Genomic DNA, 22,304 nt, shown 5'->3' with positions numbered 1-22,304 from the left:
CATACAACCCGGGGAGAAAAATGAACACGTTCAAGATGAACCGCCGCACGCTTATCGGAACCGGCGCCGCCGCCCTGACCCTTGCCGGCCTTGCGCGCGGCGCCAGCGCCCAATCACCGATCAAGGTGGCGGGGATCTATACCGTCCCGGTCGAACAGCAATGGGTCAGCCGTCTGCACCTTGCCGCCGAGGCGGCCAAGGAACAAGGCATGATCGAATACACCTTTGCCGAGAATACCGCGAACACCGATTATCCCCGCGTCATGCGCGAATATGCCGAGGCCGGGACGCAACTGATCATGGGCGAGATTTTCGGGGTCGAGCAGGAAGCGCGCGAGGTCGCCCCCGATTATCCCGAAACCGCCTTCCTGCTGGGCTCGTCGCTGCCGCCCGATGCGGGCATCGCCAACCTATCGGTCTTTGACAACTATATTCAGGATGCCAGCTTTCTGTCTGGCATCATCGCCGGCGCGATGACCAAATCCGGCAAGATCGGCATGGTCGGCGGCTTCCCGATCCCCGAGGTGAACCGGCTGATGAACGCCTTCATGGCCGGGGTGCGCGAAACCCGTCCCGACGCCACCTTCCAGATCAGTTTCATCGGCTCGTGGTTCGATCCGCCCAAGGCCAAGGAAACCGCCTTCGCGATGATAGAGGCCGGCGCCGACGTGATGTATGCCGAGCGGTTCGGCGTATCCGACGCGGCCAAGGAAAAGGGCGTGCTGGCGATCGGCAACGTCATCGACACCCAGAAGGATTATCCCGACACGGTGGTCGCCTCGGCGCTGTGGAACTTCAGCCCGACCCTTGCCGCGGCACTGGAAAAGGTGACCGCCGGCACCTTCGCGGCCGAGGATTACGGCATTTATTCGACCATGCCCAAGGGCGGCTGCTCGCTGGCGCCGCTCGGCACCTTCGAGGGCAAGGTTCCGGGCGAGGCGATGACGCTGGTGGCCGAGCGCGAGGCCGCGATCAAGGACGGCAGCTTCAAGGTCGAGGTCAACGACGCCGAACCCAAAGCATCGTGACCAGCGGCGCGGACAATACCCCCCCGGCGCTGCGGCTCCGGGGGATTACCAAGCGTTTCGGCCCGTTGGTGGCGAATGACGATATCGACCTTGACCTGAACCGGGGCGAGATTCTGGCGCTGCTGGGTGAAAACGGCGCCGGCAAGACCACGCTGATGAATATCCTGTTCGGCCAGTATACCGCCGATCAGGGCGGCATCGAGGTCGACGGCCAGCCCCTGCCCCCCGGCAACCCGCGCGCCGCGCTGGCGGCAGGGCTCGGCATGGTGCACCAGCATTTCACCCTGGCCGAGAACCTGACGGTTCTGGACAACATCCTGCTTGGCACCCGCAGCCTTTGGTCGGCGGGGCTTGGCCGGCGCGCCGCACGCGCGCGGCTGGCCCAACTTGGCGCGGATTATGGCCTTTCGGTCGACCCTGACCGCCGCATCCGCAGCCTGTCCGTGGGCGAGCGTCAGCGGGTCGAGATCCTCAAGGCGCTGTGGCGCGATGCCCGCATCCTGATTCTGGACGAGCCGACCGCCGTGCTGACCCCGCAGGAATCGCAGGCGCTGTTCGCGACGCTGCGCCGCGCGGTCGCGCAAGGCATGTCGATCATCTTCATCAGTCACAAGCTGAACGAGGTCACGGCCGTCTCGGACCGGGTCGCGGTGCTGCGCCACGGCCGCAAGGTGGCCGAGATCGCGACCCGCGACACCGACCGCCACCGGCTGGCGGCGCTGATGGTCGGGGCCGAGATCGCCGCGCCCGACATCGCCCCGCATCCCTCGGGCCCCGCGATCCTGCGGCTCGACCGGGTCAGCACCGAGACCGGGCACGGCACGCCGCTGCGCGAGGCGACGCTGGACCTGTGCGCCAGCCAGATCACCGGGCTGGCCGGGGTCTCGGGCAATGGACAGGCGGCGCTGGCCGGGCTGATCGGCGGCAGTATCCGCGCCACCTCGGGGCGGATGACGATCGAGGGCGCGGCCCCCGCGGCATGGTCGCCGCGTGCCGCCCTTGACGCCGGCGTCGCCCGCATCCCCGAGGATCGCCACGCCACCGGCACCATCGCCGATTTCTCGCTGACCGAGAATGCGGTGCTGGAATCCCACGCCGCGCCGCCGTTCAGCCGTCGCGGCATTCTGGACCACGCCGCCGCCCGCGCCTTTACCGAAGGGCTGATCAAGGCCTATGACATCCGCTGCCCCGGTCCCGACGCGCGGATCCGGCTGCTTTCAGGCGGGAACATGCAAAAACTGGTGCTGGGCCGCGCGCTTGCCCCCGATCCGCGCATCGTGGTCGCGAACCAGCCGGTGCGCGGGCTCGACATCGGCGCGGTCGGCTTTGTCCAGCGCCAGTTGATCGCAGCGCGCGACCGCGGCGCGGCGGTCCTGCTGATTTCCGAGGATCTGGACGAGATCATGGCCCTGTCCGACGTGATCCACGTCATCGCCGGCGGCCGCATCTCGCCGCCTTTCCCGCGCGGCACGATGTCGGCGGCGGAGATCGGGCTGTGGATGGCCGGGCACGGGTTCGATCATGCGGCTTGAACCCATCGCCAACCCCTCGGCCGCGCGGCGTCTGGGGCTGCCGGCGCTGGCCATCGCGGCGACGGCGGCGCTGGGCATGATCCTTGCCGCCGCGGCGGGCGCCGATCCGCTGGCCACGCTGGGCCTGATCGTGAAGGGCGCGGCCGGTTCCAAACTCGCCGCGCTCGAGACGCTGAACCGCGCCACGCCGCTGATCTTCACCGGGCTTGCCGTGGCGGTCGCCTTTCGCGCCCGGCTGTGGAACATCGGCGCCGAGGCGCAGCTTTACGCCGGCGCGCTGGTCACGGTCCTGCTGGGCACCGGCGCGCTGCCCTTGCCGCAGCCGGTGCTTTTGCCAGTGCTGGCGCTTGCCGCGATGGCGGCGGGGGCGCTGGTGCTGCTGGGGCCGGTCATTCTGAAAACCCGCTTCGGCGTCGACGAGGTGGTGACCACGCTATTGCTGAACTTCGTGATGCTGCTGTTCGTCTCGATGCTGCTGGAAGGCGTGCTGAAGGACCCGATGGGCATGGGCTGGCCAAAATCCGCCCCCCTGATCCCCGAGGCGCGGCTGCCCCGGATCGTGACCGGGTTGCGCCTGCACTGGGGTTTCGCGCTGGCGCTGATCGCGGCCGTCCTGATCTGGCTGGTCCAAAACCGCACCACGCTTGGCTATCGGATGCGGGCCGTGGGCCTGAACGCCGAGGCGGCGCGCTTTGCCGGCATCCCGGTCAACCGGGTGCTGATCCAGACCGCGATCCTGTCCGGCGGGCTGGCGGCACTCGCCGGGTTTTCCGAGGTGGCGGGGCTGAAAGGCAACCTGACCTTGGACCTGTCGCCGGGCTTCGGTTACACCGGCATTGTCGTCGCCATGCTTGCCATGCTGAACCCGCTGGGCGTCGTGGTCGCGGCGCTGTTCGTCGCCGGCATCCAGACCGGCGCCGACAGCATGAGCCGCGCCGCCGGCGTCCCCACCTATCTGGCCGATCTGCTGCTGGCGGCGGCGCTTTTGTTCATGGTTCTGGCCATGCGACTGACCCGCTATCGGGTGAGGGCGGGATGAGCGCAATCTGGGACATTCTGATCACCACCAGCTTCTGGGTGGCGATGATCCGCATCGCCTCGCCGCTGATCTTCGCGACATTGGGCGAGCTGATCTGCGAACGCGCGGGCGTCCTGAACCTCGGGATCGAGGGGATCATGGTCGCCGGCGCCTTCACCGGCTGGTTCACCGTCTATCTGGGCGGCGATCTATGGTTGGGGGTGCTGGTCGCGATGCTGACCGGCATGGCCTTTGGCGTGATCCACGCCACATTGACCGTGCCCTTCGGCCTGTCGCAGCACGTGGTCGGGCTGGGGGTGACGATGCTGGCCTCGGCCAGCGCCTATTTCACCTATCGCCTCGCCCTGCCGCAGGTGACCGATCCGCCCCGGATCGTGCCGTTTCAGCCGTGGCCGGTGCCGGGGCTGTCCGAAATTCCGCTGATCGGCCCGGCGCTGTTCCAGCAGACGCCGCTGACCTATTTGGCCTACGGCGCCGCGATCCTGGTGGCGCTGGTCCTGTATCGCACGCCGATGGGCCTTGCGGTCCGGGCAGCGGGCGAGAACCCGCAGGCGGTGGCGGCGCAGGGGCTGTCGGTGACGGCGGTCAGGATGGGCGCGGTCATCGTCGGATCGGGGCTGATGGGCATCGGCGGGGCGTTCCTGACGCTGTCGGCCTTTTCGTCCTTCTTCTTCGAGATGGTGAACGGCCGCGGCTGGATCTGCATCGCGCTGGTCGTCTTCGGGGCCTGGAACGCCGGCAAGGCGGTGCTGGGGGCGATCCTGTTCGCCGCCTTCGACGCGCTTCAGATCCGGCTTCAGCAAACCCCGCTTGGGGCGCAGGTGCCCTATCAGGTGTTTCTGATGCTGCCCTACGTCCTGTCGATCGCCGCGTTGGTCGCCATGTCGCGCCGGGCCAGCGTACCGGCCGCGTTGATGACCCCCTTCAATCGGGGCGAGCGCTGACCGTCTCGACAAAGCCGTATTTCAGCAACCACAGAATCGCGCGTTCGACGGTCTGCCGGGACAGGTGCAATTCCTCCGCCAGCCATGCGGTATCGCGTGACTGACCGTCGCCGAGCCGGGCGGCGACCCGTTCCAGCACCTCGGCCGGCTCGGTCATCCGTTTCAGCCGGTCATAGGCGCGCAATTCGACCATCTCGGCCACGGACAGTGGCGCGCCGGGCCGAAGCCGATACAGGGTCAGATCGGCGGCGATCTGAGCCGAGGGATAGGCCGCGAACATCGACAGCGCCGGCGGTGCCGTGGGGATGAGCGCGCCCCGTTGGGGGTCGGCAACGCCCGAGGCGATGGCCCGGCGACGAACCGCGTCCTGTTCCGCCCACAGATCCTGCATGGCGGGCACGATCGCCGCCCAGTCGAACACCAGACGCGCCCGTTTTCGCCCGGCCGCGCCCATGCGCGCGCGCAAACCCGGATCGCGGGCCAGATCGGCGATCCGCGCCGCCATCAGCCCGATATCGATATGGGCCAGATCCGACGTCAGCGCGGTGTATTGCGGGTAGGCGTCGGTCCCGATCAGATAGCGCACTGCGGGACCTGCGCCGCCGCCTCGGCCAGCGCCAGATACAGCGGGATCGGGTTGAATTTCTCGGTCATCGACATGCGCGACAGGACCAGCGCCACCACATCGCCCGCAGGTATGCCCAGCGTTTTCCGCAGCGCCGGACCGTCCGTCGGCGCGGGCTGAAAATCGTCACAATTGATGCCAAGCGGCAGCACCGGCAGCATCGGCCGAAATTCCGGCCGGCGGCCAAAGCGCCGGGCGTGATAGTCGAGCGCCAGCCCGACCTGATGCTCGATTGCGGATTTGACGGCGCGCGAGGTGCAGATGATGGCATCCCAGGGCTCGCTGGGCTGGGTCACCAGATCGAAGAACTGCGTCATTACCGGAGCGGTCGAGATCGTATGGGTTATACCGCACAGCGCATAGGCCGTTTGCCCCGCGGCCATGCGCGCCCAAAGCAGATGCCCCAGACCCGGCGTCGGATAGTAAAGCGTCCCGATTTCGCGCATGGCGCGAAGATTGTGCATAAGCACGCCGCGCACCGGCCGCGCCTTTCCGGGCGCCGATTCCCCGGCGATGATTTTTGCGAATTGCTCGCGTTCGCTGCTGCGGTTCGTCACCGTTACGAATGCGTCGACATCGGCATTGCGGACGAACCCGCGCAGGAACGACTGTCCCGCCATGCGCCGCCCGTTCAGGCCGCACCCTGCCGGATCATAGGCGTCGGGGGTGAAAAACAAGGCGGCATTGCGCGCCGGATCTGCCAATTTCTGCGCCCTTTCGCCGTGCGTTCAACATTTTACCGGGCGGCGATGTTACCGGGCGACGGGGACCGGGGCAATCCGGCCGCGTCCGGGCGGGCGCGCGTTCGGTATCGCGCCCGCCCGGTGCCGGATTACTTCTGCAACTCGGTCCAGATCGCGGTCATGTATTCCCGCGCCGTGGGCGAGCAGCGGGGCAGGAACTTGCCAGCACCCGCCAGTTCCGCCGGAATGATCACCTCCGGGGCGTTTTTCAGGTCATCGGGCATGAACTCCTCGGACCCTTTGATGCCGTTTGCATATTTCGCAAAGGCCGAGATCATCGCCGCGTTTTCCGGCTCCATGATGAAATCAAGGAACAGATAGGCGTTGTCGACGTTTTCCGCGTCGGACAAAAGCGCGACGCTGTCCATGAACAGCGGGAAGCCTTCCTGCGGATAGCCATAGACGATGTCGGGGTTGGCCAGCCGCGCCCGCATGGTCGAGCCGTTCCAGTTCACGCTGGCCGCCATGTCGCCCGAGGCGAGCTTTTCGTTCACGCCATAGTTCATCGACATCCAGTTCGGCTTGGCCGCCATCAGCACGTCGCGGGCCTTGCGCCACTGTTCCTTGTCCTCGGTGCAGGGCTCGCCGCCCACATACATGATAGCGAGGCCCAGAACATCGTTCATCTCGGGCACGACGTTGATCTTGCCGACCAGTTCGGGCGGGACATCAAGAAACACCGCCGAAGTGTTGGGATTGCCCGAATAGACGCTTTTGTTGATGCCGACCCCGGTCGAGCCCCACAGCCACGGAATCGAGTATTTGCGGCCCGGATCCCATGCCACATCGACCCATTTCGGATCGATGTTGCCAAAGTTCTTCAACCGCGATTTGTCCAGTTCTGCGATCAGGCCCGCATCCGCAAATGTCTGGATGTAGTTGGCCGAGGGAACCACCAGATCAAAGCCATGGCCGCCGGCCTGAATCTTGGCCAGCGCGGTGTCGTTGCTGTCGTAATCGGTCAGCGTGACGTCGACGTCATATTCCTTTTCGAATTTCGCGATCATGTCGGGGCTGGTGTAATCGCCCCAGTTGTACAGGTTCAGCTTGCCCGCAGCCAGCGCAGGTCCGGCCGCCAGAATAAGGGCGGTGCATAGCAGGGTCTTTTTCATATCCTCTCCATCGGTTTTGGGCGGATCTCAGGTCCGCTTGCGGGTCAAAAAGAAAAATGCCGTCAGCAGGATCACCGTCAGGCCCAGCAGCATGGTGGAAATGGCGTTGACCTCGGGCGTGACGCGGCGGCGCATCTGGCCCAGCATATAGGTAGGCAGCGTGTCCTGTCCGGCGGATTTCACGAATTCGGTGATGACCACATCGTCAAGGCTGATGACAAAGGCCAGCATCGCGCCCGCCGCCACGCCCGGCGCCAGAAGCGGCAGGGTGACGTGCCGGAAGGTCTGCCAGCGGCTGGCGTACAGATCGGCGGCGGCGGTCTCCATCGTCGGGTCCATGCCTTCCAGCCGGGCCGAGATCGGCAGATAGGCGAAGGGAATGCAGAAAGCCGTATGGGCGGCGATAAGATAGCCCAAGCCCTGATAGCCGGTGGCGATCTTGATCGAGGCGAAAAAGATCAAAAGCGCCACCGCGCTGACGATCTCGGGCACCATCAGGGGCTGGTTGATGATCATATAGGCCGCGCCCCGCCCCCGCATCCGGCGGTTACGCACGATCCCCAAGGCCGCAAGCGTCGCAAGCGTGGTCGCGATGATCGAGGCCGAAAACGCGATGATCAGCGACCGGACGGTGGCGGATTTGACCGTCTCGTTCGCCCATGCGCTGCCGTACCAGTCCAGTGTCAGCCCCTGCCAGACCGAAACGGTGGGCGAGGCGTTGAAGCTGTAGACGACCAGCGTGATGATCGGCAGATACAGGATCACGAAGACGATGATCGCGACGGTCGAAAAGCCGGGCAGCGTGGTGACGGAAAAGCTGCGCCCGCTCATGATCTGGCCCCCCGGTCCATCGCCCGTACATAAACGGCCAGCGCCAGCGCCACGATCAGAAGCAGCATCATCGACAGCGCAGCGCCCAGCGGCCAGTTCTTGCCCTGGCCGAATTGCAGCTCGATGAAATTGCCGATCATCATGTTCTTGCCGCCGCCCAGAACGCTGGGCGTGACATAGGCCCCAAGCGAGGGGACAAAGACCAGAATCGAGCCCGCAACGATGCCCGGCCGGATGATCGGCAGGACGATCCGGCGCAGCACCGCCAGCCGGCTGGCGTAAAGATCATAAGCCGCTTCCAGAAGCCGCATGTCGAAACGGTCGATAGCGGCAAACAGCGGCAGCACCATCATCGGCAGATAGACATAGGCCATGCCGATCAGCACTGCGGTATCGGTGTAAAGCAGCCGGATCGGTTGCGAGATCACGCCCAGCTTCAGAAGCAGCGTGTTCATGATGCCTTCGTTGCGGATGATCTGGTTGATCGCGATGGTGCGGATCAGCAGGTTGGTCCAGAACGGAATGGTGATCAGGAACAGCCAGATCGTGCGCGCCGCCGGGCTGCGGGTGGCGATGAACCACGCCGTCGGCAGGCCAAGCAGAAAGGTGATGATCGTGGTCAGCACCGACAGCTTCACCGACCGCCAGAAGATCGTCAGATGCGCATCCGCCCATTGCAGCGTGTCATCAAAAATATCGCGGGTGACGAAGATGCTTTCCCATGCCTTGGTGGTGAAGGGCCGGGTCACGCCGGAATAGGCGCCGGGCGTCAGGAAGGAATAGTAAAGCACGATCAGCAGCGGCCCCGATGCCGCGACCAGCAGCACGATCAGCGCCGGGGTGACCAGAAGCCAGCTTCGCCGGTCCGCCTGCACCTGAAGTTGATCGCGCGGCTCGGCCATCATTCGGCCGCCAGAACCTGCGCCGCGCCGGGCGCGACGCCGATGGTGATCGCCGCACCCTCGTCCGGCAATTTCGCCGAGGCAGGCAGGCGCAGCACGATGCGGGTTCCGTCCTGCAACCGCGCGTAAAGATGGCTGTCGGTGCCGAAATAGACCGCGTTGGTCACCGTGGCCGGCATCGCGCCCGGAACCGACGCCCCCGCCGCCGAAAGCGCCAGCGATTCCGGCCGGACCGCCAGCGTCGCCGGACCGTCCGGAACGCCCGGATCGACGGCGATCCTGCCGCCGCCCGGCAGTTCCGCATAGCCGGCGGTGATCTGGGCCGGGATGAAATTGCTTTCCCCGATAAAGCCCGCGACGAAGCGGTTTCCGGGCCGGGTATAGATCTCGCGCGGGGTGCCGAGCTGCTGGACGCGGCCGGCCGACATGACCGCGATCCGGTCGCTCATGGTCAGGGCCTCTTCCTGATCATGGGTCACGAAAACGAAGGTGATGCCGGTCTCGTGCTGAAGCCGTTTCAGCTCGATCTGCATTTCCTTGCGCAGTTTCAGGTCAAGCGCAGACAGGGGTTCGTCCAACAGCAGCACCTTGGGTGCGGGCGCCAAGGCGCGCGCCAGCGCCACCCGCTGTTGCTGGCCGCCCGAAAGCTGCGACACCCGCCGACCGCTGAATTCGCCCAGCCGCACCAGATCAAGCATGGCCTGCGCCCGTTCCCGGGCCTCGGCCGCGGCCCGGCCCAGCATCTTCAGCCCAAAGGCCACGTTCTCGGCGACGGTCAGATGCGGAAACAGCGCATAGCTTTGGAACACGGTGTTGATGGGGCGGTGGTTGGGCGCAAGATTGGTGATGTCCTGCCCGTCCAGCGTGATGCGCCCCTCGGTCGGCGATTCGAAGCCGGCGATCAGTCGCAGCAGGGTGGTCTTGCCGCAACCCGACGGGCCGAGCAGGGTAAAGAACTCTCCCTTGCCGATGCCAAGCGATACATTATCCAGCGCTTTTACGGCATGTTGTCCCTGGCCGAACACCTTGCTGAGTTGCTGACAGTCAATGGCGGTTTGCACCCAGCATCCCCCGTGCATGTTGCTTGGGGACATGCTGCGTCAACAGGCGGCTATTTGGCAAGCATCTTGGCGATATGGCTGAAATCGCGCCGCTTTTCACCACAAGCGCGCGCCGCCGGGTGCACCCGGTCGGTCGGATGTCAGGTCAGCGAAAAGCTGTCGCCAAGATAGACTTCGCGCACGCGCTGGTCGGCGACGATGTCCTGCGTGGTGCCGGACATCAGGACGCTGCCGTCATGCAGGATATAGGCGCGGTCGACGATGCCAAGCGTCTCGCGCACGTTATGGTCGGTGATCAGCACCCCGATGCCGCGCGATTTCAGGTCGTGCACCAGCGCGCGAATCTCGCCCACCGCAATCGGATCGACCCCGGCAAACGGTTCATCCAACAGCAGAAACCGGGGGTTCGAGGCCAGACAGCGGGCGATCTCGGTCCGCCGCCGCTCACCCCCCGACAGCGCCATCGCCGGGGCGTTGCGCAGATGCGCGATCGAGAAATCGCCCAGCAATTCCTCCAGCCGGTCGCGGCGCCGATGCGGGTTGCGCTGAGTGACCTCCAGCACGGCCATGATGTTCTGCTCGACCGTGAGGCCGCGAAAGATCGACATTTCCTGCGGCAGATAGCCGATGCCCATCTGGGCGCGGCGGTACATCGGCAGGGCGGTCACGTCCTGCCCGTCGATGAACACCTGCCCGGCATCGGGGGCGATCAGGCCCGCGATGATATAGAAACAGGTCGTCTTGCCCGATCCGTTGGGGCCCAGAAGCGCCACCACCTCGCCCTGTTTCAGTTCGACCGATACATCGCGGATCACCGGGCGGTTGCGATAGGATTTGCGCAGCCCCTCGGCCCGCAGCCACCCCTGCAGGGACGGCCGTTCCCGCAAACGGGCAGGCGCGTCGCCATCAGCCATCAGTTACCGCCCGGTTGCAGGATACTGCGCACGCGACCCGAGACATTCGCGGTGCCATCGGCCAGATTGACCTGCATGGTTTCGCCGGTCAGGATGTTTTGCCCCTGGGTCAGCGTCACCCCGCCTTTCAGCGTCACGTTGCCGCTTGCGACGTCATAGACGCCGCTTTCGGCCTGGGCCACATCCTTGCCGCTGACCAGCGTGACATTGCCGGTGGCGTCCAGCGACTGGATCCGGCCCCGATCACCCTGCGCGTAAACCACCTTCACCTTGTCGGCCGTCAGCCGCATCGCCCCTTGTCCGATGACGACATTGCCGTTGAAGGTCGCGGTGTTGTCGGCCTGCTGAACCTGAAGGCTTTCGGCAGTGACCTCGACCGGGGCTTTGGTATCGGCCTTGATGCCGCCAAAGGCGACCTGCTGGGCCACGGCGGGGCCGGCGGCAAGGGCCAAGGCCAGGCAAATGATCAAAGGGCGCAGCATTGGGTGCCTCTCGGTTTCGGATCGGGGTTGGGATAACGCCGTCGGACGGGTCAAATCGGTCTGGTTTTCACGGTTGGTATATCAGTCGGACACCGCCATTCAAATCAAGAACATGCGTCGAAGCGCCCGATCCGTCCGCAGCCCCCGGCACCCGCGCCAGCCGCATGCCGCCGGCATGCACGGTGCCATAAGGCGCCTGCATGGCGACCGGACCGTCCGACGTGATCACGGCGGCATCCTTTTGCGCCTGCAGCTGCGGTGCGGTCAGCACATAGCCCGAGGATAAGGTCATCCGTACCGCGCCGCTCAGGTCGATCTGGCCGGCGCTCATGGTACCCTGACCGGCGCTGATATCCGCCGCAAGGCCGTCGGCGGCGCGCCATTCAAGGCGCAGCGTCTCGACCGCGCTGCCGTCGCCCTGATCGGGGATCGCCTTGGCCGCCTCGAGCGTCAGCTTGGCGCCGTCGGGCGTCACCCCGGCATAGCGGGGCGCGGTGATCTGGGGCGCCCGCGCCCGCTCCTCGACGTCGACGGTGGCATAGGGGATCGCGGCGTCGGGATCGGGCTTGCGCGACAGCATGAACAGCGTCGAAAGGATGACCAGCGCCGCAAGCGGCAGAAGCCAGCGCAACAGGGCGACGATGCGCGACCTCAGCGGCGTGGACGGGCTGCGCAATCCGCCGGGCGGCATGGCCTAAACTACCCCGGCGCGCAGGCAGTCGTGGATGTGCAGGATGCCTTGCGGGCCCCCGGTGTCACCGACCACGAACAGACAGGTGATCTTGCGATCCTGCATCTGCGCCAGCGCCGATTCAGCCAGAGCGCCGGGCTCGATCGTACGCGGGGCGCGGGTCATGACTTCGGCCGCGCGGTGATCCAGCAAGCCCTGCATATGCCGCCGCAGGTCGCCGTCGGTGATGATGCCGACCAGACGCCCGTCGGGGCCGGTAACGCCGGTCACGCCAAAACCCTTTTGGCTGATGGTCAGCAGCGCGTCGGCCATCGGCGCGTCCTCGGGGACCAGCGGCATGTCGTCATGCATCAGATCGGCCACCCGCGCCAGCCGCGCCCCAAGCTTGCCGCCGGGATGGAAGGTGCGGAAATGTTCGGGGGTGAACCGGCGATGCTCCATCAGCGCCACGGCCAGCGCATCGCCAAGCGCAAGCGTCATGGTGGTCGAGGTGGTCGGCACGATCCCCTGACCGCAGGCCTCGGGCGCGGGCGGCAGGATCAGCGCCACGTCCGACTGTCGGATCAGGGTCGAATCGGCGCGGCTGGCCACACCGATAAGCGGGATATTGAAGCGCCGGGTATGGGCGACGATATCGGCGATCTCGGGCGTCTCGCCGCTGTTCGACAGAACCATGACCACATCGCCCCCGGTCACCATGCCCAGATCGCCGTGGCTTGCCTCGGCCGGATGGACGAATTGGGCGGGGGTGCCGGTGCTGGCGAAGGTCGCGGCGATCTTGCGGCCGATATGGCCCGATTTGCCCATCCCCGAGACGATGACGCGGCCCTGCGCGCCCAGTATGGTCTCGACCGCGCGGTTGAAGCTGTCGCCCAGACCGTTCGCCGGACCATCGCCCAGACTATCGGTCAACAGGCCCAGCCCCTGCATTTCAGTCCCGATCACCCGCCGGGCGGTCTCGATATAGCTTTCCGCCATGCCTTCTTCCTTCGGTCTTCAGTGGCTGAAGATGTCGCGCTCATCACCCCAGCCCAGAAGGTCCAGATGGGCACGGGTGGGCAGAAAGTCAAAGCACGCCTGCGCCAGCGACAGGCGCCCCTCGCGCTCCAGCCGCTGCTCCAGCTCGGCCTTCAGCCGGTGCAGATACAGAACATCCGATGCCGCATATTCCTGCTGCGGCTCGGTCAGGGCGGGCGCGCCCCAGTCGCTGGTCTGCTGCTGCTTGGAGATATCGACGCCCAGCATTTCCTGTAGCAGATATTTCAGCCCGTGGCGGTCGGTATAGGTGCGGATCAGTTTCGACGCGATCTTGGTGCACCAGACCGGCGCGGTGACGACCCCGAGCGTCTTTTCCAGCGCCGCGATGTCGAAGCGGCCAAAGTGAAACAGCTTCAGCACGGCGGGATCGGCCAGCAACGCCGTCAGATTGGGCGCTTCGTGCTGGCCGCGCGCGATCTGCACCAGATGGGCGTTGCCGTCGCCGCTGGACAGTTGCACCAGACACAGCCGGTCGCGGCGGGGGTCAAGGCCCATGGTTTCGGTGTCGATCGCCACCACCGGGCCAAGATCGAGGCCGTCCGGCAAATCGCCCTGATAAAGTTGAATGGTCATATCGGCACCCTGTCGCGTCAGTTGGTTTTCCGGTCGAATCCGACCCGTTTTGGCGTGGCCAAGGGATTTTGGCCAGCCTTCATTCCAGACCCAGGCAATCGTCGCGCCCGTCCACGGCAATGGTCGCCGCGCCGTCCACGATCGCGGCCGAACGGCGGCGCTGATCCGGCGTCGGACGCGCGGCGTCGCGGGTCTTGGGCGAGGGCAGGACCATCGCCAGCCGCGCCGATTGCTTGGCCGTCAGCTTGTCCGGCGTGGTCCCGAAATATTGCGCCGCAGCCGCGTGAACCCCGAAAACGCCCGGCCCGAACTCGGCCACGTTCAGGTAAACCTCGACGATGCGACGCTTGGACCATGTGGCCTCGACGACCGGGGTCAGCAGCGCCTCCATCGCCTTGCGCGGCCAGCTTCGGCCTTGCCACAGGAACACGTTCTTGGCGACCTGCTGGCTGATCGTCGAGGCGCCGCGGGTCGAGCCGCGGTCGATGACCTTGCGGATCTCGGTCATGTCGAACCCCCAGTGGCGGCAGAAATTCGCATCCTCGGCCGCGACGACCGAGCGGACCATGCTGGGCGCAATGTCCTCGATCGGGGTCCATTCGCGGTCGATGCCGGGATAGTCGCGCTGTCCGGTCAGAATCGTCCATGTGGTGGGCGGGTTGACGAAGGCGCAGGACCCCACGATCAGCACCACCCCCAGCAACAGCCGCAGCGCGAGCCAGCGCAACCGCCGCCAGAAGCCGCGCCGGACCGGTCGAATCGCTTCTTCCGGCGCATTACCGCCCCGGCGACGGCGCGTCGGGGCTGCTGAGGGTCCATCAGCGTCGGTCAGGGGCTCGGCACGGCGGGGCATAAAGCCTCGTCTCATGCCGCCGGGCACCCCGTCAACCCTTGGGCGTCAACCCGTGCCGCGTCGGCCGTTACGGTCGCGAACCCCTATCTGTGGCGGCACTCAGGCCGCAGCCGGCGGCGGGGTCGGCGTGTGATCGTCGCCCGAAAGCGCCTCCCGCAGTTTTTCCTCAGCCTCGTTGCTCAGCGAGGTGCGCAGCACGCGGCCGTGCTTGTGCAGGCCTTGCAGCTTTTCCAGCACCTTGTCGGCGGTCATCTTGCGCACCAGCACGAACAGGGCCGATCCGCCGGGTTTCAGCGACTGCCCGACCTCGCGCATGAAATCGTCATTGATACCGATATCGGTGAACCGCCCCGCAATCGCCCCCGAAGCCGCGCCCACCGCCGCACCGATCAGCGGGTTCAGGAACAAAAGCCCGACCAGCGTGCCCCAGAAGGTCCCGCCCAGCGCGCCCGCTGCCGTCAGGTTCACCGCCTGATGCAGCTTGATGTCGTCCTGACTGTCGCGGGTGACGACAACGGCGTCCTCCATCTCGATCAGATATTCCTTTTGCAGCTTCACGAGTTCGGCGCGAAGCTCAAACGCCGTGGCTTCGTCATCGAAGGCGATCGCGATCAGTTCCGACATGATGATTCCCCTTTGGCTGCATCAGCATATGTCATGGCCGAAACGGTCTGAACCAAAGGCGGTTCCCACGAAACCGTCATATTTCTTGTATAAGCAGCCCCTTGTCAGCCGAATGCCGGCCAAGGCATAGGAAGGCCGACGCAAACAACCCGGATGATTCATGCGCATACTCGTTACCCTGATGCTGATGGCCGCGTTCGTGACCATGACCGTCTCGGCGACGCGTGCGGATATTTCGATGAAGTCCTGTACGTCGCAACTGCGCGCGCAAGAGGTTTGTTATGCCGCCGCGGTGCTGGTCGTCTCGAAAGACGGCCCGAAGAAGGGTGGCGCCTGTTGTGAGCTTGTGCTGACGCGCGACAGTGCACTGAACCCGCCGCAAGCGCAGATCCACCGCTTCGCCGGCGACCTTGCGCCCCGGCCCGGGCTTGTCGTCGCGGTGCCGCGTCCGCCTCCACGCGGCTGACTCCGAATTTTCCCATGTCCAACCCGGCCCCACGGGGTCGGACAACCATGCCTTGCGCCGGGAAGAAACCGGCCGCAATTTCGGAGTTTATCATGACCTTTCAAACCGATAACCACGCCACCCCGCGTCTGATCATCCCGGCGCTCGAGTCGGTCTATGCCACCCTTTCGCCGCTGGTCGTCACCTATATGCGCATCATCGCCGGCATCGCCTTTCTGGTGCATGGCTGGCCGAAGATCACCAATCCGATGGGCGCCGTCGGCATGGTCGAGAGCCTTGGCTTCTATCCGGGCGCGTTGTGGTCGCCGCTGCTGGCCGGAACCGAAGTTTTCGGCGGCATGCTTCTTGTGCTTGGGTTGCTGACCCGTCCCGCCGCCGTCGCCACCTCGATCGTGCTGTGCGTGACGACCTATTTCCACTGGATCGTCCGGTCCGAAGGTTTTCCCGGGGCGGAAAAATCGCTGCTCTGGCTGGGCCTGACCGCCTATTTCGCCGTGCACGGGGGCGGTCGCTATTCGCTCGACCGGCTTATCGGGCGTCAGTTCTGATCGCCGCACCCGCTGAAATGAAGAACGCGGCCCCGGGCGGGCCGCGTTTCGCATTCCGAAAAGGCCGTGCCCGGTCTGCCGGGCGTGGCCATCGTCGGTCACCTGGGCAGCGTCAGCCCGCGTTCCCTTCTTCCGGGGCGGTGCAGCCTTTATAGATCACCTCTTCCTTATCGCCGAGCCGGCTCAGCGTGGCTTCGGACCCTTTCGTCCACAGCTCCAACGCCCCGTCCGCCGACAGATAGCGCGCGCCCGACGCGGACTCGGCGATGGTCATCGGGATCAGCGTATCGTCCTGATACACAACCGCAAAGCTGTCATCGCCGGCGTTGATGAAACTGGCCTGAAACGTGTTGTCCCCTTCACAGGTGAAGGTCACCGTCGACATCGCGTCCTGCGCCATGGCGGCGGCGGGCACGGTCATCATCAGGGCTGCAACAAGAATACGCATCGAATCGTCTCCGTTCATGTTCGCCGTTTTGGCACCATGCATTGGCACCATTCGCCGGCCTGAGCAGGTGTAACGCCCGAAAACCGCCCCGACAACGTCGATAGGGGTGCCGATAACGGGCATGTGTCACATTGCCCCGACGGCGGCGCGAAGCCATACCCCGCCGATCTGCGCCCCCCGGTTACGATGACCGGCCCGACCGGAGCGTTTCGCCCGCGCCGCCGTGACCGCGCATGAAAACGGGGGCCGGATGGCCCCCGCTGATTTCATAACCGGCCGGCAGGGCTATTCCGCCGGGACCGCCGTCGCTTCTTCCGTTTCCATGATCGGATAGGGCAGCAGCGCCAGCATTTCCTTTGGGCAGACCTGAAGGAAATGCGTCTTTTCCTCGTCCCAGTTCTGCAGGATCTCCTCGGCCCGGCGGCTGCCGGTTTCCTTATGATGACGGGTGATCAGCTCTTTCAGCTCCGCTTCCCAATGCTCTTGGGTGACCGGGCAGGTGACCAGCGTCTCGGTGTTGATATAGTCGAGCGCCAGCCCCTCGGGGTCGTACAGATAGGCCATCCCGCCGGTCATGCCGGCGCCGAAGTTGGCCCCGATCCGGCCGAGGATGACCGCCACGCCGCCGGTCATGTACTCACACCCGTTCGAGCCGCAGCCCTCGATCACCACCTTGGCACCCGAGTTGCGGACGCCGAAACGCTCGCCCGCGCGACCGGCCGCGAACAGATGGCCAGCCGTCGCGCCGTAAAGCACGGTGTTGCCGATGATGGTGTTGTCGGCCGCGACAAGCGGGCTGATCATCGGTGGGCGGACCACGATGGTGCCCCCCGACAGGCCCTTGCCGACATAGTCATTGGCATCCCCCGAGACCTCGATCTTCAGGCCCGGCGCGGCAAAGGCGCCCAGCGACTGGCCGGCGCTGCCGGTCAGGCGGATGGTCAGATGGTCGGGTTGCAGCCCGTTGTCGCGCATCCCGAACTTCTGCACGATCATCGACGAGGTGCGGGTGCCGATGGTCCGGTGCGTGTTCCGCACCGCATAGGACAACTGCATCTTCTCGCCATCGCTGAAGAAGCGGTCGGCGTCGCGGATGATCTCGGCGTCCAGCGTGTCCAGCACGGCGTTGCGCGGCTTCGAGCGGTCGTAGACGATCTTGTCGCTGCCGTCGACGGTGATCAGCAGCGGGTTGAGGTCCAGATCGTCCAGATGCGCGGCGCCCCGGCTGACCTGAGTGAGCAGGTCGGCGCGGCCGATGATCTCGTCCAGCGAACGGGCGCCGATTGAGGCCAGAATCTCGCGCACCTCCTGCGCATAGAAGGTGATCAGGTTCACCACCTTGTCGGCCGAGCCGTTGAACATCGCGCGCAGGCGTTCGTCCTGCGTGCAGACGCCGACCGGGCAGGTGTTCGACTGGCATTGCCGCACCATGATGCAGCCCATTGCGATCAGCGCGGCGGTGCCGATGCCATATTCCTCGGCCCCCATCATCGCCGCCATGACGATGTCGCGGCCGGTGCGCAGACCGCCGTCGGTGCGCAGCGTCACCCGCTCGCGCAGGCGGTTCATGGCCAGAACCTGATGCGCCTCGGTCAGGCCCATTTCCCACGGCAGTCCCGCAAACTTGATGCTGGTCGCGGGGCTGGCCCCGGTGCCGCCATTATGGCCCGAGATCAGGATCACATCGGCCTTGGCCTTGGCCACGCCCGCCGCGATGGTGCCGACGCCCGAGGACGCCACCAGCTTCACGGTGATCTTGGCGCGCGGGTTGATCTGCTTCAGGTCATAGATCAGCTGCGCCAGATCCTCGATCGAATAGATATCGTGATGCGGCGGCGGCGAGATCAGCGTGACGCCCGGCGTCGAGTGGCGCAGCCGCGCGATCAGCTTGGTCACCTTCATGCCGGGCAACTGGCCGCCCTCGCCGGGTTTCGCACCCTGCGCCACCTTGATTTCCAACTCCTCACAGGCGTTCAGATATTCGGCGGTGACGCCGAACCGGCCCGAGGCGACCTGCTTGATCTTGGCCGAGGGGTTGTCGCCGTTCGGCAGCGCCTTGTGATGCGCCGGATCCTCGCCCCCCTCGCCCGAGTCGGACTTCGCTCCGATGCGGTTCATGGCGATGTTCAGCGTCATATGCGCCTCGGGCGACAAGGCGCCAAGGCTCATCCCCGGCGTCACGAAACGCTTGCGGATCGAGGTGATCGATTCCACCTCCTCGATCGGCACCGGCTTGCCCAGCGGCTTGATGTCCAGAAGATCGCGGATGTGGATCGGCGGGTTGGCCCGGATCGCGGCGGTGAACCGCTTCCATGTGTCATAGCTGGCTTTCTCGCAGGCCAGCTGCAGAAGCCGCATGGTATTGGCTTCCCAAGCGTGCTTCTCGCCCGAGCGGCGGGCCTTGTAGAACCCCCCGACCGGCAGCAGATCGGCGCCGTCCGAGAAGCCCTTGGCGTGGATTTCCTCGAGCTTTTCTTGAAGGCCGTGCAGACCGATGCCGGAAATGCGGCTGTTCATGCCGGGGAAATATTCCGCCACCATGGCGCGGGACAGGCCCACGGCCTCGAAGTTCAGGCCGCCGCGATAGCTGGACAGGACCGAAATGCCCATCTTGGCCATGATCTTCAGCAGCCCGGCGTCGATCGCGTCGCGGTAACGCCGCATGTTCTCGATCAGCGACCCTTCCAGCAGGCCGCGCCCGATCCGGTCGGCGATGCTGTCTTGGGCCAGATAGGGGTTCACGGTGGTCGCGCCGCAGCCCAGCAGGACCGCGAAATAATGCGGGTCGATGCATTCGGCGGAACGCACGTTCAGCGAACAGAAGGTCCGCAGCCCCTTGCGGGTCAGCCAGCTATGCACCGCGCTGGTCGCAAGGATCATCGGCAGACCGATGTTGTCCGGGCCGATGTTCTCGTCGCTGAGCACCAGATGCCCGGCACCCGAGCGCACCGCGTCCTCGGCCTCGGCGCGGATACGGGCCAGGCATTCGCCCATGGCTTCGGGTCCGGCGCCATCGGCGAAGGTGCAGTCGATCTGCGTCACCGCATCGCCGAACTGCGCCATCATCGAAGCGAATTCGGCATTGGCAACGAAGGGTGTCTCCAGCAGCAGGATCTCGGTCTGCGTGCTCGATTCGTCCAGCACGTTCTTGAGGTTGCCGAACCGGGTCTTGAGCGACATCACCCGGGTTTCACGCAGGCTGTCGATGGGCGGGTTGGTGACCTGGCTGAAGTTCTGCCGGAAGAAATGCGACAGCGGCCGGTATTGCGCGGACAGCACCGCGGGCGGCGTGTCGTCGCCCATCGAGGCCAGCGCCTCCTTGCCGTCCTCGGCCATCGGGGCAAGGACCGATTCCAGTTCCTCGATGGTATAGCCGGCGGCGATCTGGCGACGGCGCAGCTCCTCGCCCGAGAACCGCGATTCCTCGGGCAGGTCGCGCATGATGTCGGAAAGCTGAACGACCTTTTCGATCCATTCGCCGAACGGCTGGCTGGCGGCCAGACGGTCCTTGATCTCCACGTCGTTGTAAAGCCTGCCGTCCTGCATATCGACGGCGATCATCTGCCCCGGGCCAAGCGCGCCTTTTGCCCGCACCGTGGCCTCGTCAACCGGGACCATGCCGACCTCGGACCCCGCGATCAGCAGGTTGTCGGCGGTCACGACATAGCGCATCGGGCGCAGACCATTGCGGTCAAGCCCGCCGCAGACCCAGCGGCCGTCGGTCATGGCCAGCGCCGCCGGGCCGTCCCATGGCTCCATCACCGCGTTGCAATAGGCATACATGTCGGCCCATGCCTTCGGCATGTCGGTGGTGGCCTTGGACCACGCTTCCGGCACCAGCATCGTCTTGGTCATCGGCGCCGAACGGCCCGAGCGCACCATCACCTCGAACACCGCATCAAGGGCCGCCGAATCCGACGATCCCGCCGGGATGATCGGCTTGATATCCTCGGCCATCTCGCCAAAGGCGTTGCTGGCCATGCGGATTTCATGGCTGCGCATCCAGTTGGCATTGCCGCGCAGGGTGTTGATCTCGCCGTTATGGGCCAGCATGCGGAAGGGCTGGGCCAGCCACCATTGCGGGAAGGTGTTGGTCGAATAACGCTGGTGATAGATCGCAAAGGCGCTCTCGAAGCGGTTGTCCTTGAGGTCGGGATAGAACTCGGCGACCTGCTCGGCCAGCATCATGCCCTTGTAGATGATCGACCGGCAGGACAGAGAGCACATGTACAGACCGGCGATCTGCGCCTGAATCGCCGCCCGCTCGATCCGGCGGCGGATGACGTAAAGTTCGCGCTCGAAGGTCTCGCGGTCGATGTCCTTTTCGCAGCGGATCAGGATCTGCTCGATCTCGGGGCGGGTGGCGTTGGCCTTTTCGCCCAGAACGGCGGTGTTCACCGGGACATGCCGCCAGCCATAGATGTAATGGCCCATCCGCAGCACTTCGGTTTCGACGATCGTCCGGCAACGCTCCTGCGCGCCGAAATCGGTACGCGGCAGGAACACCTGCCCGACGGCGATCAGCTTGTCGTGGTCGGGCTCATGCCCCGTGCGGCGCACCTGATCGTAGAAGAACGGCACCGGGATCTGGACATGGATGCCCGCCCCGTCACCGGTCTTGCCGTCGGCGTCGACCGCGCCGCGATGCCACACCGCCTTCAGCGCGTCGATGCCGTTTTCCACGACCTTGCGGCTGGGCTTGCCGTCGATCGAGACGACAAGACCCACGCCGCAGGAGGAATGCTCATCCTCGGCCCGGTACATGCTGTTTTCCGCCATCCATGCGCGGCGGGCCTCTTCGGCGGACGTCCAGTTCTCATCAACAACGGCCATGGGCTTCTCCTAGTCGGACGTGGCGAGGCTTGGGGGCTGGCTTAGCAGCCCCTTGCAATCGGGGTTGAACACCCGGGCCGTCGAGGCCGGGAATCTGGCAAGTTTCTCGGCTGCGCGGGTGGGGCGGGGCACAAGACCGCCGCCGCAATTCGGACATTTGCCCAGTGCGGTGGCGCAATCCGGGCAGAACGTGCATTCGAAGGAACAGATCAGCGCCTCGGCACCCGGCGGAAGCGCGATGTCACAGCATTCACAGGATGGGCGCATCTCAAGCATTATTACCTCCGGGCATGTTCACCATCTGCATGTCGCAGTCGTATTGCGGGGTCGTATCGCCAAATCCGCGCTCACCGGGTTTGATGAAGGTGACCGGGCTGTCGTTGGTGGTCTCGTTCAGGCCGGTCCAGTCCTTCGCGCGCTCGATGCCGCCGTAAAAGCGGCCGTCCTTGCGGCTGATGAACTGGTTGCCCGTACGCTCCCACAGCACCTGACCGGCGCTGTCGGAGGTGGTCAGCGAAAATTCGGTCTGCTCCAGCGTTTCGCCGTCGATGACCATGGTCTTGCCGGTCAGCTTGTCATAGCCGACGTGATGCAACCTTTCCCCGGTCTCGGACTCGGTCCAGAAATCGAAATCGTCGCGCCCGGTGCTGAGCAGCGTCGAGAACGAGGCTTCATCGGCATTGCCGGACGCCAGCCGGTCTATGATCCCGGTACGGGGATCCTGGGTTTCGATCCAGCGGGTTTCCTTGTCGATCAGGCTGATATGCTTTGGACCGTCGGGCCCGAAATAGGTGGTGCGCATGTCGCCCGGATTATCGCCCGCGCAGGTATAATGCTGCGCCACCGTGCAACTGCGCGACTGGACGGTCATGTTCAGGGTGCAGCCCTCAGGCGGGGTGAACACGCCCGCAGACACCGCGCCCGGCGCCACAAGCGCAAGGATCAGGGCGGCAAAACCCGCCGCCGGCCCGAGGTCGATGGATACGTTGCGCATCATCTCTGCCTACCCCCTTTACT

Annotated in this window: 23 protein-coding genes; 6 read left to right on the top strand and 17 right to left on the bottom strand. The window is 65.4% G+C overall.

The window, feature by feature from the left end:
• Window positions 1-20: 20 nt before the first annotated feature.
• The 4 genes from ACFSCT_RS08560 to ACFSCT_RS08545 are packed head-to-tail and all read left to right on the top strand — an operon-like array spanning window position 21 to window position 4,543.
• On the top strand, window positions 21-1,028 hold the full coding sequence (locus ACFSCT_RS08560; protein ID WP_379141890.1) for a BMP family protein: 1,008 nt from the start codon (window positions 21-23) through the stop codon (window positions 1,026-1,028).
• Window positions 1,025-2,560: an ABC transporter ATP-binding protein gene (locus ACFSCT_RS08555; RefSeq protein ID WP_379141888.1), complete on the top strand. Its 1,536-nt coding sequence runs from the start codon at window positions 1,025-1,027 to the stop codon at window positions 2,558-2,560. Before ACFSCT_RS08560 ends, ACFSCT_RS08555 begins: the two co-directional genes overlap by 4 nt.
• The gene (locus ACFSCT_RS08550) at window positions 2,550-3,599 is read left to right on the top strand and encodes an ABC transporter permease (protein ID WP_379141885.1); all 1,050 of its coding nucleotides are present in this window, start codon (window positions 2,550-2,552) and stop codon (window positions 3,597-3,599) included. The genes ACFSCT_RS08555 and ACFSCT_RS08550 overlap by 11 nt, the downstream gene beginning before the upstream one ends.
• Window positions 3,596-4,543, top strand: a complete 948-nt coding sequence (locus ACFSCT_RS08545; RefSeq protein WP_379141883.1) for an ABC transporter permease — start codon at window positions 3,596-3,598, stop codon at window positions 4,541-4,543. Before ACFSCT_RS08550 ends, ACFSCT_RS08545 begins: the two co-directional genes overlap by 4 nt.
• Here ACFSCT_RS08545 and ACFSCT_RS08540 read toward each other — a convergent pair.
• The 13 genes from ACFSCT_RS08540 to ACFSCT_RS08480 all read right to left on the bottom strand — a co-directional run bounded on the left by ACFSCT_RS08540 (window position 4,524) and on the right by ACFSCT_RS08480 (window position 14,992).
• Entirely contained in the window at window positions 4,524-5,129 is a 606-nt protein-coding gene (locus ACFSCT_RS08540; RefSeq protein ID WP_379141880.1) for a hypothetical protein, read from the bottom strand. The genes ACFSCT_RS08545 and ACFSCT_RS08540 overlap by 20 nt on opposite strands.
• Window positions 5,117-5,872, bottom strand: coding sequence for a hypothetical protein (locus ACFSCT_RS08535; protein WP_379141878.1), 756 nt, complete (start codon window positions 5,870-5,872; stop codon window positions 5,117-5,119). Before ACFSCT_RS08535 ends, ACFSCT_RS08540 begins: the two co-directional genes overlap by 13 nt.
• A 128-nt stretch (window positions 5,873-6,000) precedes the next feature.
• Window positions 6,001-7,023 carry an extracellular solute-binding protein gene (locus ACFSCT_RS08530; protein WP_379141876.1) on the bottom strand — a complete coding sequence of 341 codons (1,023 nt, stop codon included), beginning with the start codon at window positions 7,021-7,023 and terminating at the stop codon, window positions 6,001-6,003.
• Window positions 7,024-7,050: 27 nt separating this feature from the next.
• Complete coding sequence (locus tag ACFSCT_RS08525) at window positions 7,051-7,854, bottom strand: ABC transporter permease (RefSeq protein WP_379141874.1); 804 nt, start codon at window positions 7,852-7,854, stop codon at window positions 7,051-7,053.
• The gene (locus tag ACFSCT_RS08520) at window positions 7,851-8,756 is read right to left on the bottom strand and encodes an ABC transporter permease (protein ID WP_379142236.1); all 906 of its coding nucleotides are present in this window, start codon (window positions 8,754-8,756) and stop codon (window positions 7,851-7,853) included. The genes ACFSCT_RS08525 and ACFSCT_RS08520 overlap by 4 nt, the downstream gene beginning before the upstream one ends.
• Entirely contained in the window at window positions 8,756-9,817 is a 1,062-nt protein-coding gene (locus ACFSCT_RS08515) for an ABC transporter ATP-binding protein (protein WP_379141873.1), read from the bottom strand. The genes ACFSCT_RS08520 and ACFSCT_RS08515 overlap by 1 nt, the downstream gene beginning before the upstream one ends.
• Before the next feature lie 140 nt (window positions 9,818-9,957).
• Window positions 9,958-10,731, bottom strand: a complete 774-nt coding sequence (lptB, locus tag ACFSCT_RS08510; RefSeq protein ID WP_379141871.1) for an LPS export ABC transporter ATP-binding protein — start codon at window positions 10,729-10,731, stop codon at window positions 9,958-9,960.
• Window positions 10,731-11,213 (bottom strand): lipopolysaccharide transport periplasmic protein LptA, encoded by a 483-nt coding sequence (lptA, locus tag ACFSCT_RS08505; RefSeq protein WP_379141869.1) that lies wholly within the window; start codon window positions 11,211-11,213, stop codon window positions 10,731-10,733. The genes lptB and lptA overlap by 1 nt, the downstream gene beginning before the upstream one ends.
• Before the next feature lie 67 nt (window positions 11,214-11,280).
• On the bottom strand, window positions 11,281-11,904 hold the full coding sequence (gene lptC / locus ACFSCT_RS08500; protein WP_379141867.1) for an LPS export ABC transporter periplasmic protein LptC: 624 nt from the start codon (window positions 11,902-11,904) through the stop codon (window positions 11,281-11,283).
• 3 nt (window positions 11,905-11,907) lie between these two features.
• Entirely contained in the window at window positions 11,908-12,882 is a 975-nt protein-coding gene (locus ACFSCT_RS08495) for a KpsF/GutQ family sugar-phosphate isomerase (RefSeq protein ID WP_379141865.1), read from the bottom strand.
• An 18-nt stretch (window positions 12,883-12,900) separates the two neighbouring features.
• Window positions 12,901-13,515, bottom strand: a complete 615-nt coding sequence (locus ACFSCT_RS08490) for a ribonuclease D (protein ID WP_379141863.1) — start codon at window positions 13,513-13,515, stop codon at window positions 12,901-12,903.
• 79 nt (window positions 13,516-13,594) lie between these two features.
• Window positions 13,595-14,383, bottom strand: a complete 789-nt coding sequence (mtgA, locus tag ACFSCT_RS08485; RefSeq protein WP_379141861.1) for a monofunctional biosynthetic peptidoglycan transglycosylase — start codon at window positions 14,381-14,383, stop codon at window positions 13,595-13,597.
• 84 nt (window positions 14,384-14,467) lie between these two features.
• A complete protein-coding gene (locus tag ACFSCT_RS08480) occupies window positions 14,468-14,992 on the bottom strand; it encodes a DUF1269 domain-containing protein (protein WP_379141860.1) in 525 nt (174 codons plus the stop codon).
• 160 nt (window positions 14,993-15,152) lie between these two features.
• Between ACFSCT_RS08480 and ACFSCT_RS08475 the strand changes: the two genes are divergently transcribed.
• Window positions 15,153-15,458, top strand: a complete 306-nt coding sequence (locus tag ACFSCT_RS08475; protein WP_379141858.1) for a hypothetical protein — start codon at window positions 15,153-15,155, stop codon at window positions 15,456-15,458.
• A gap of 92 nt (window positions 15,459-15,550) precedes the next feature.
• Window positions 15,551-16,006, top strand: a complete 456-nt coding sequence (locus ACFSCT_RS08470; RefSeq protein WP_379141856.1) for a DoxX family protein — start codon at window positions 15,551-15,553, stop codon at window positions 16,004-16,006.
• 112 nt (window positions 16,007-16,118) lie between these two features.
• Here ACFSCT_RS08470 and ACFSCT_RS08465 read toward each other — a convergent pair whose 3' ends face one another.
• From ACFSCT_RS08465 to ACFSCT_RS08450, 4 genes are all read right to left on the bottom strand, one after another.
• On the bottom strand, window positions 16,119-16,454 hold the full coding sequence (locus tag ACFSCT_RS08465) for an MliC family protein (protein ID WP_379141854.1): 336 nt from the start codon (window positions 16,452-16,454) through the stop codon (window positions 16,119-16,121).
• A gap of 285 nt (window positions 16,455-16,739) precedes the next feature.
• Window positions 16,740-21,287 carry a glutamate synthase large subunit gene (gene gltB, locus ACFSCT_RS08460; RefSeq protein ID WP_379141852.1) on the bottom strand — a complete coding sequence of 1,516 codons (4,548 nt, stop codon included), beginning with the start codon at window positions 21,285-21,287 and terminating at the stop codon, window positions 16,740-16,742.
• Window positions 21,288-21,296: 9 nt separating this feature from the next.
• On the bottom strand, window positions 21,297-21,563 hold the full coding sequence (locus tag ACFSCT_RS08455) for a DUF1272 domain-containing protein (protein ID WP_379141851.1): 267 nt from the start codon (window positions 21,561-21,563) through the stop codon (window positions 21,297-21,299).
• Window positions 21,556-22,284 carry a hypothetical protein gene (locus ACFSCT_RS08450; protein ID WP_379141849.1) on the bottom strand — a complete coding sequence of 243 codons (729 nt, stop codon included), beginning with the start codon at window positions 22,282-22,284 and terminating at the stop codon, window positions 21,556-21,558. The genes ACFSCT_RS08455 and ACFSCT_RS08450 overlap by 8 nt, the downstream gene beginning before the upstream one ends.
• Between the last annotated feature and the right edge of the window lie 20 nt (window positions 22,285-22,304).

It is taken from the genome of Paracoccus pacificus (assembly GCF_042680785.1).
GTDB classification, from domain to species: domain Bacteria; phylum Pseudomonadota; class Alphaproteobacteria; order Rhodobacterales; family Rhodobacteraceae; genus Paracoccus; species Paracoccus pacificus.
This window is presented reverse-complemented; position numbering and strand designations above follow the sequence as displayed.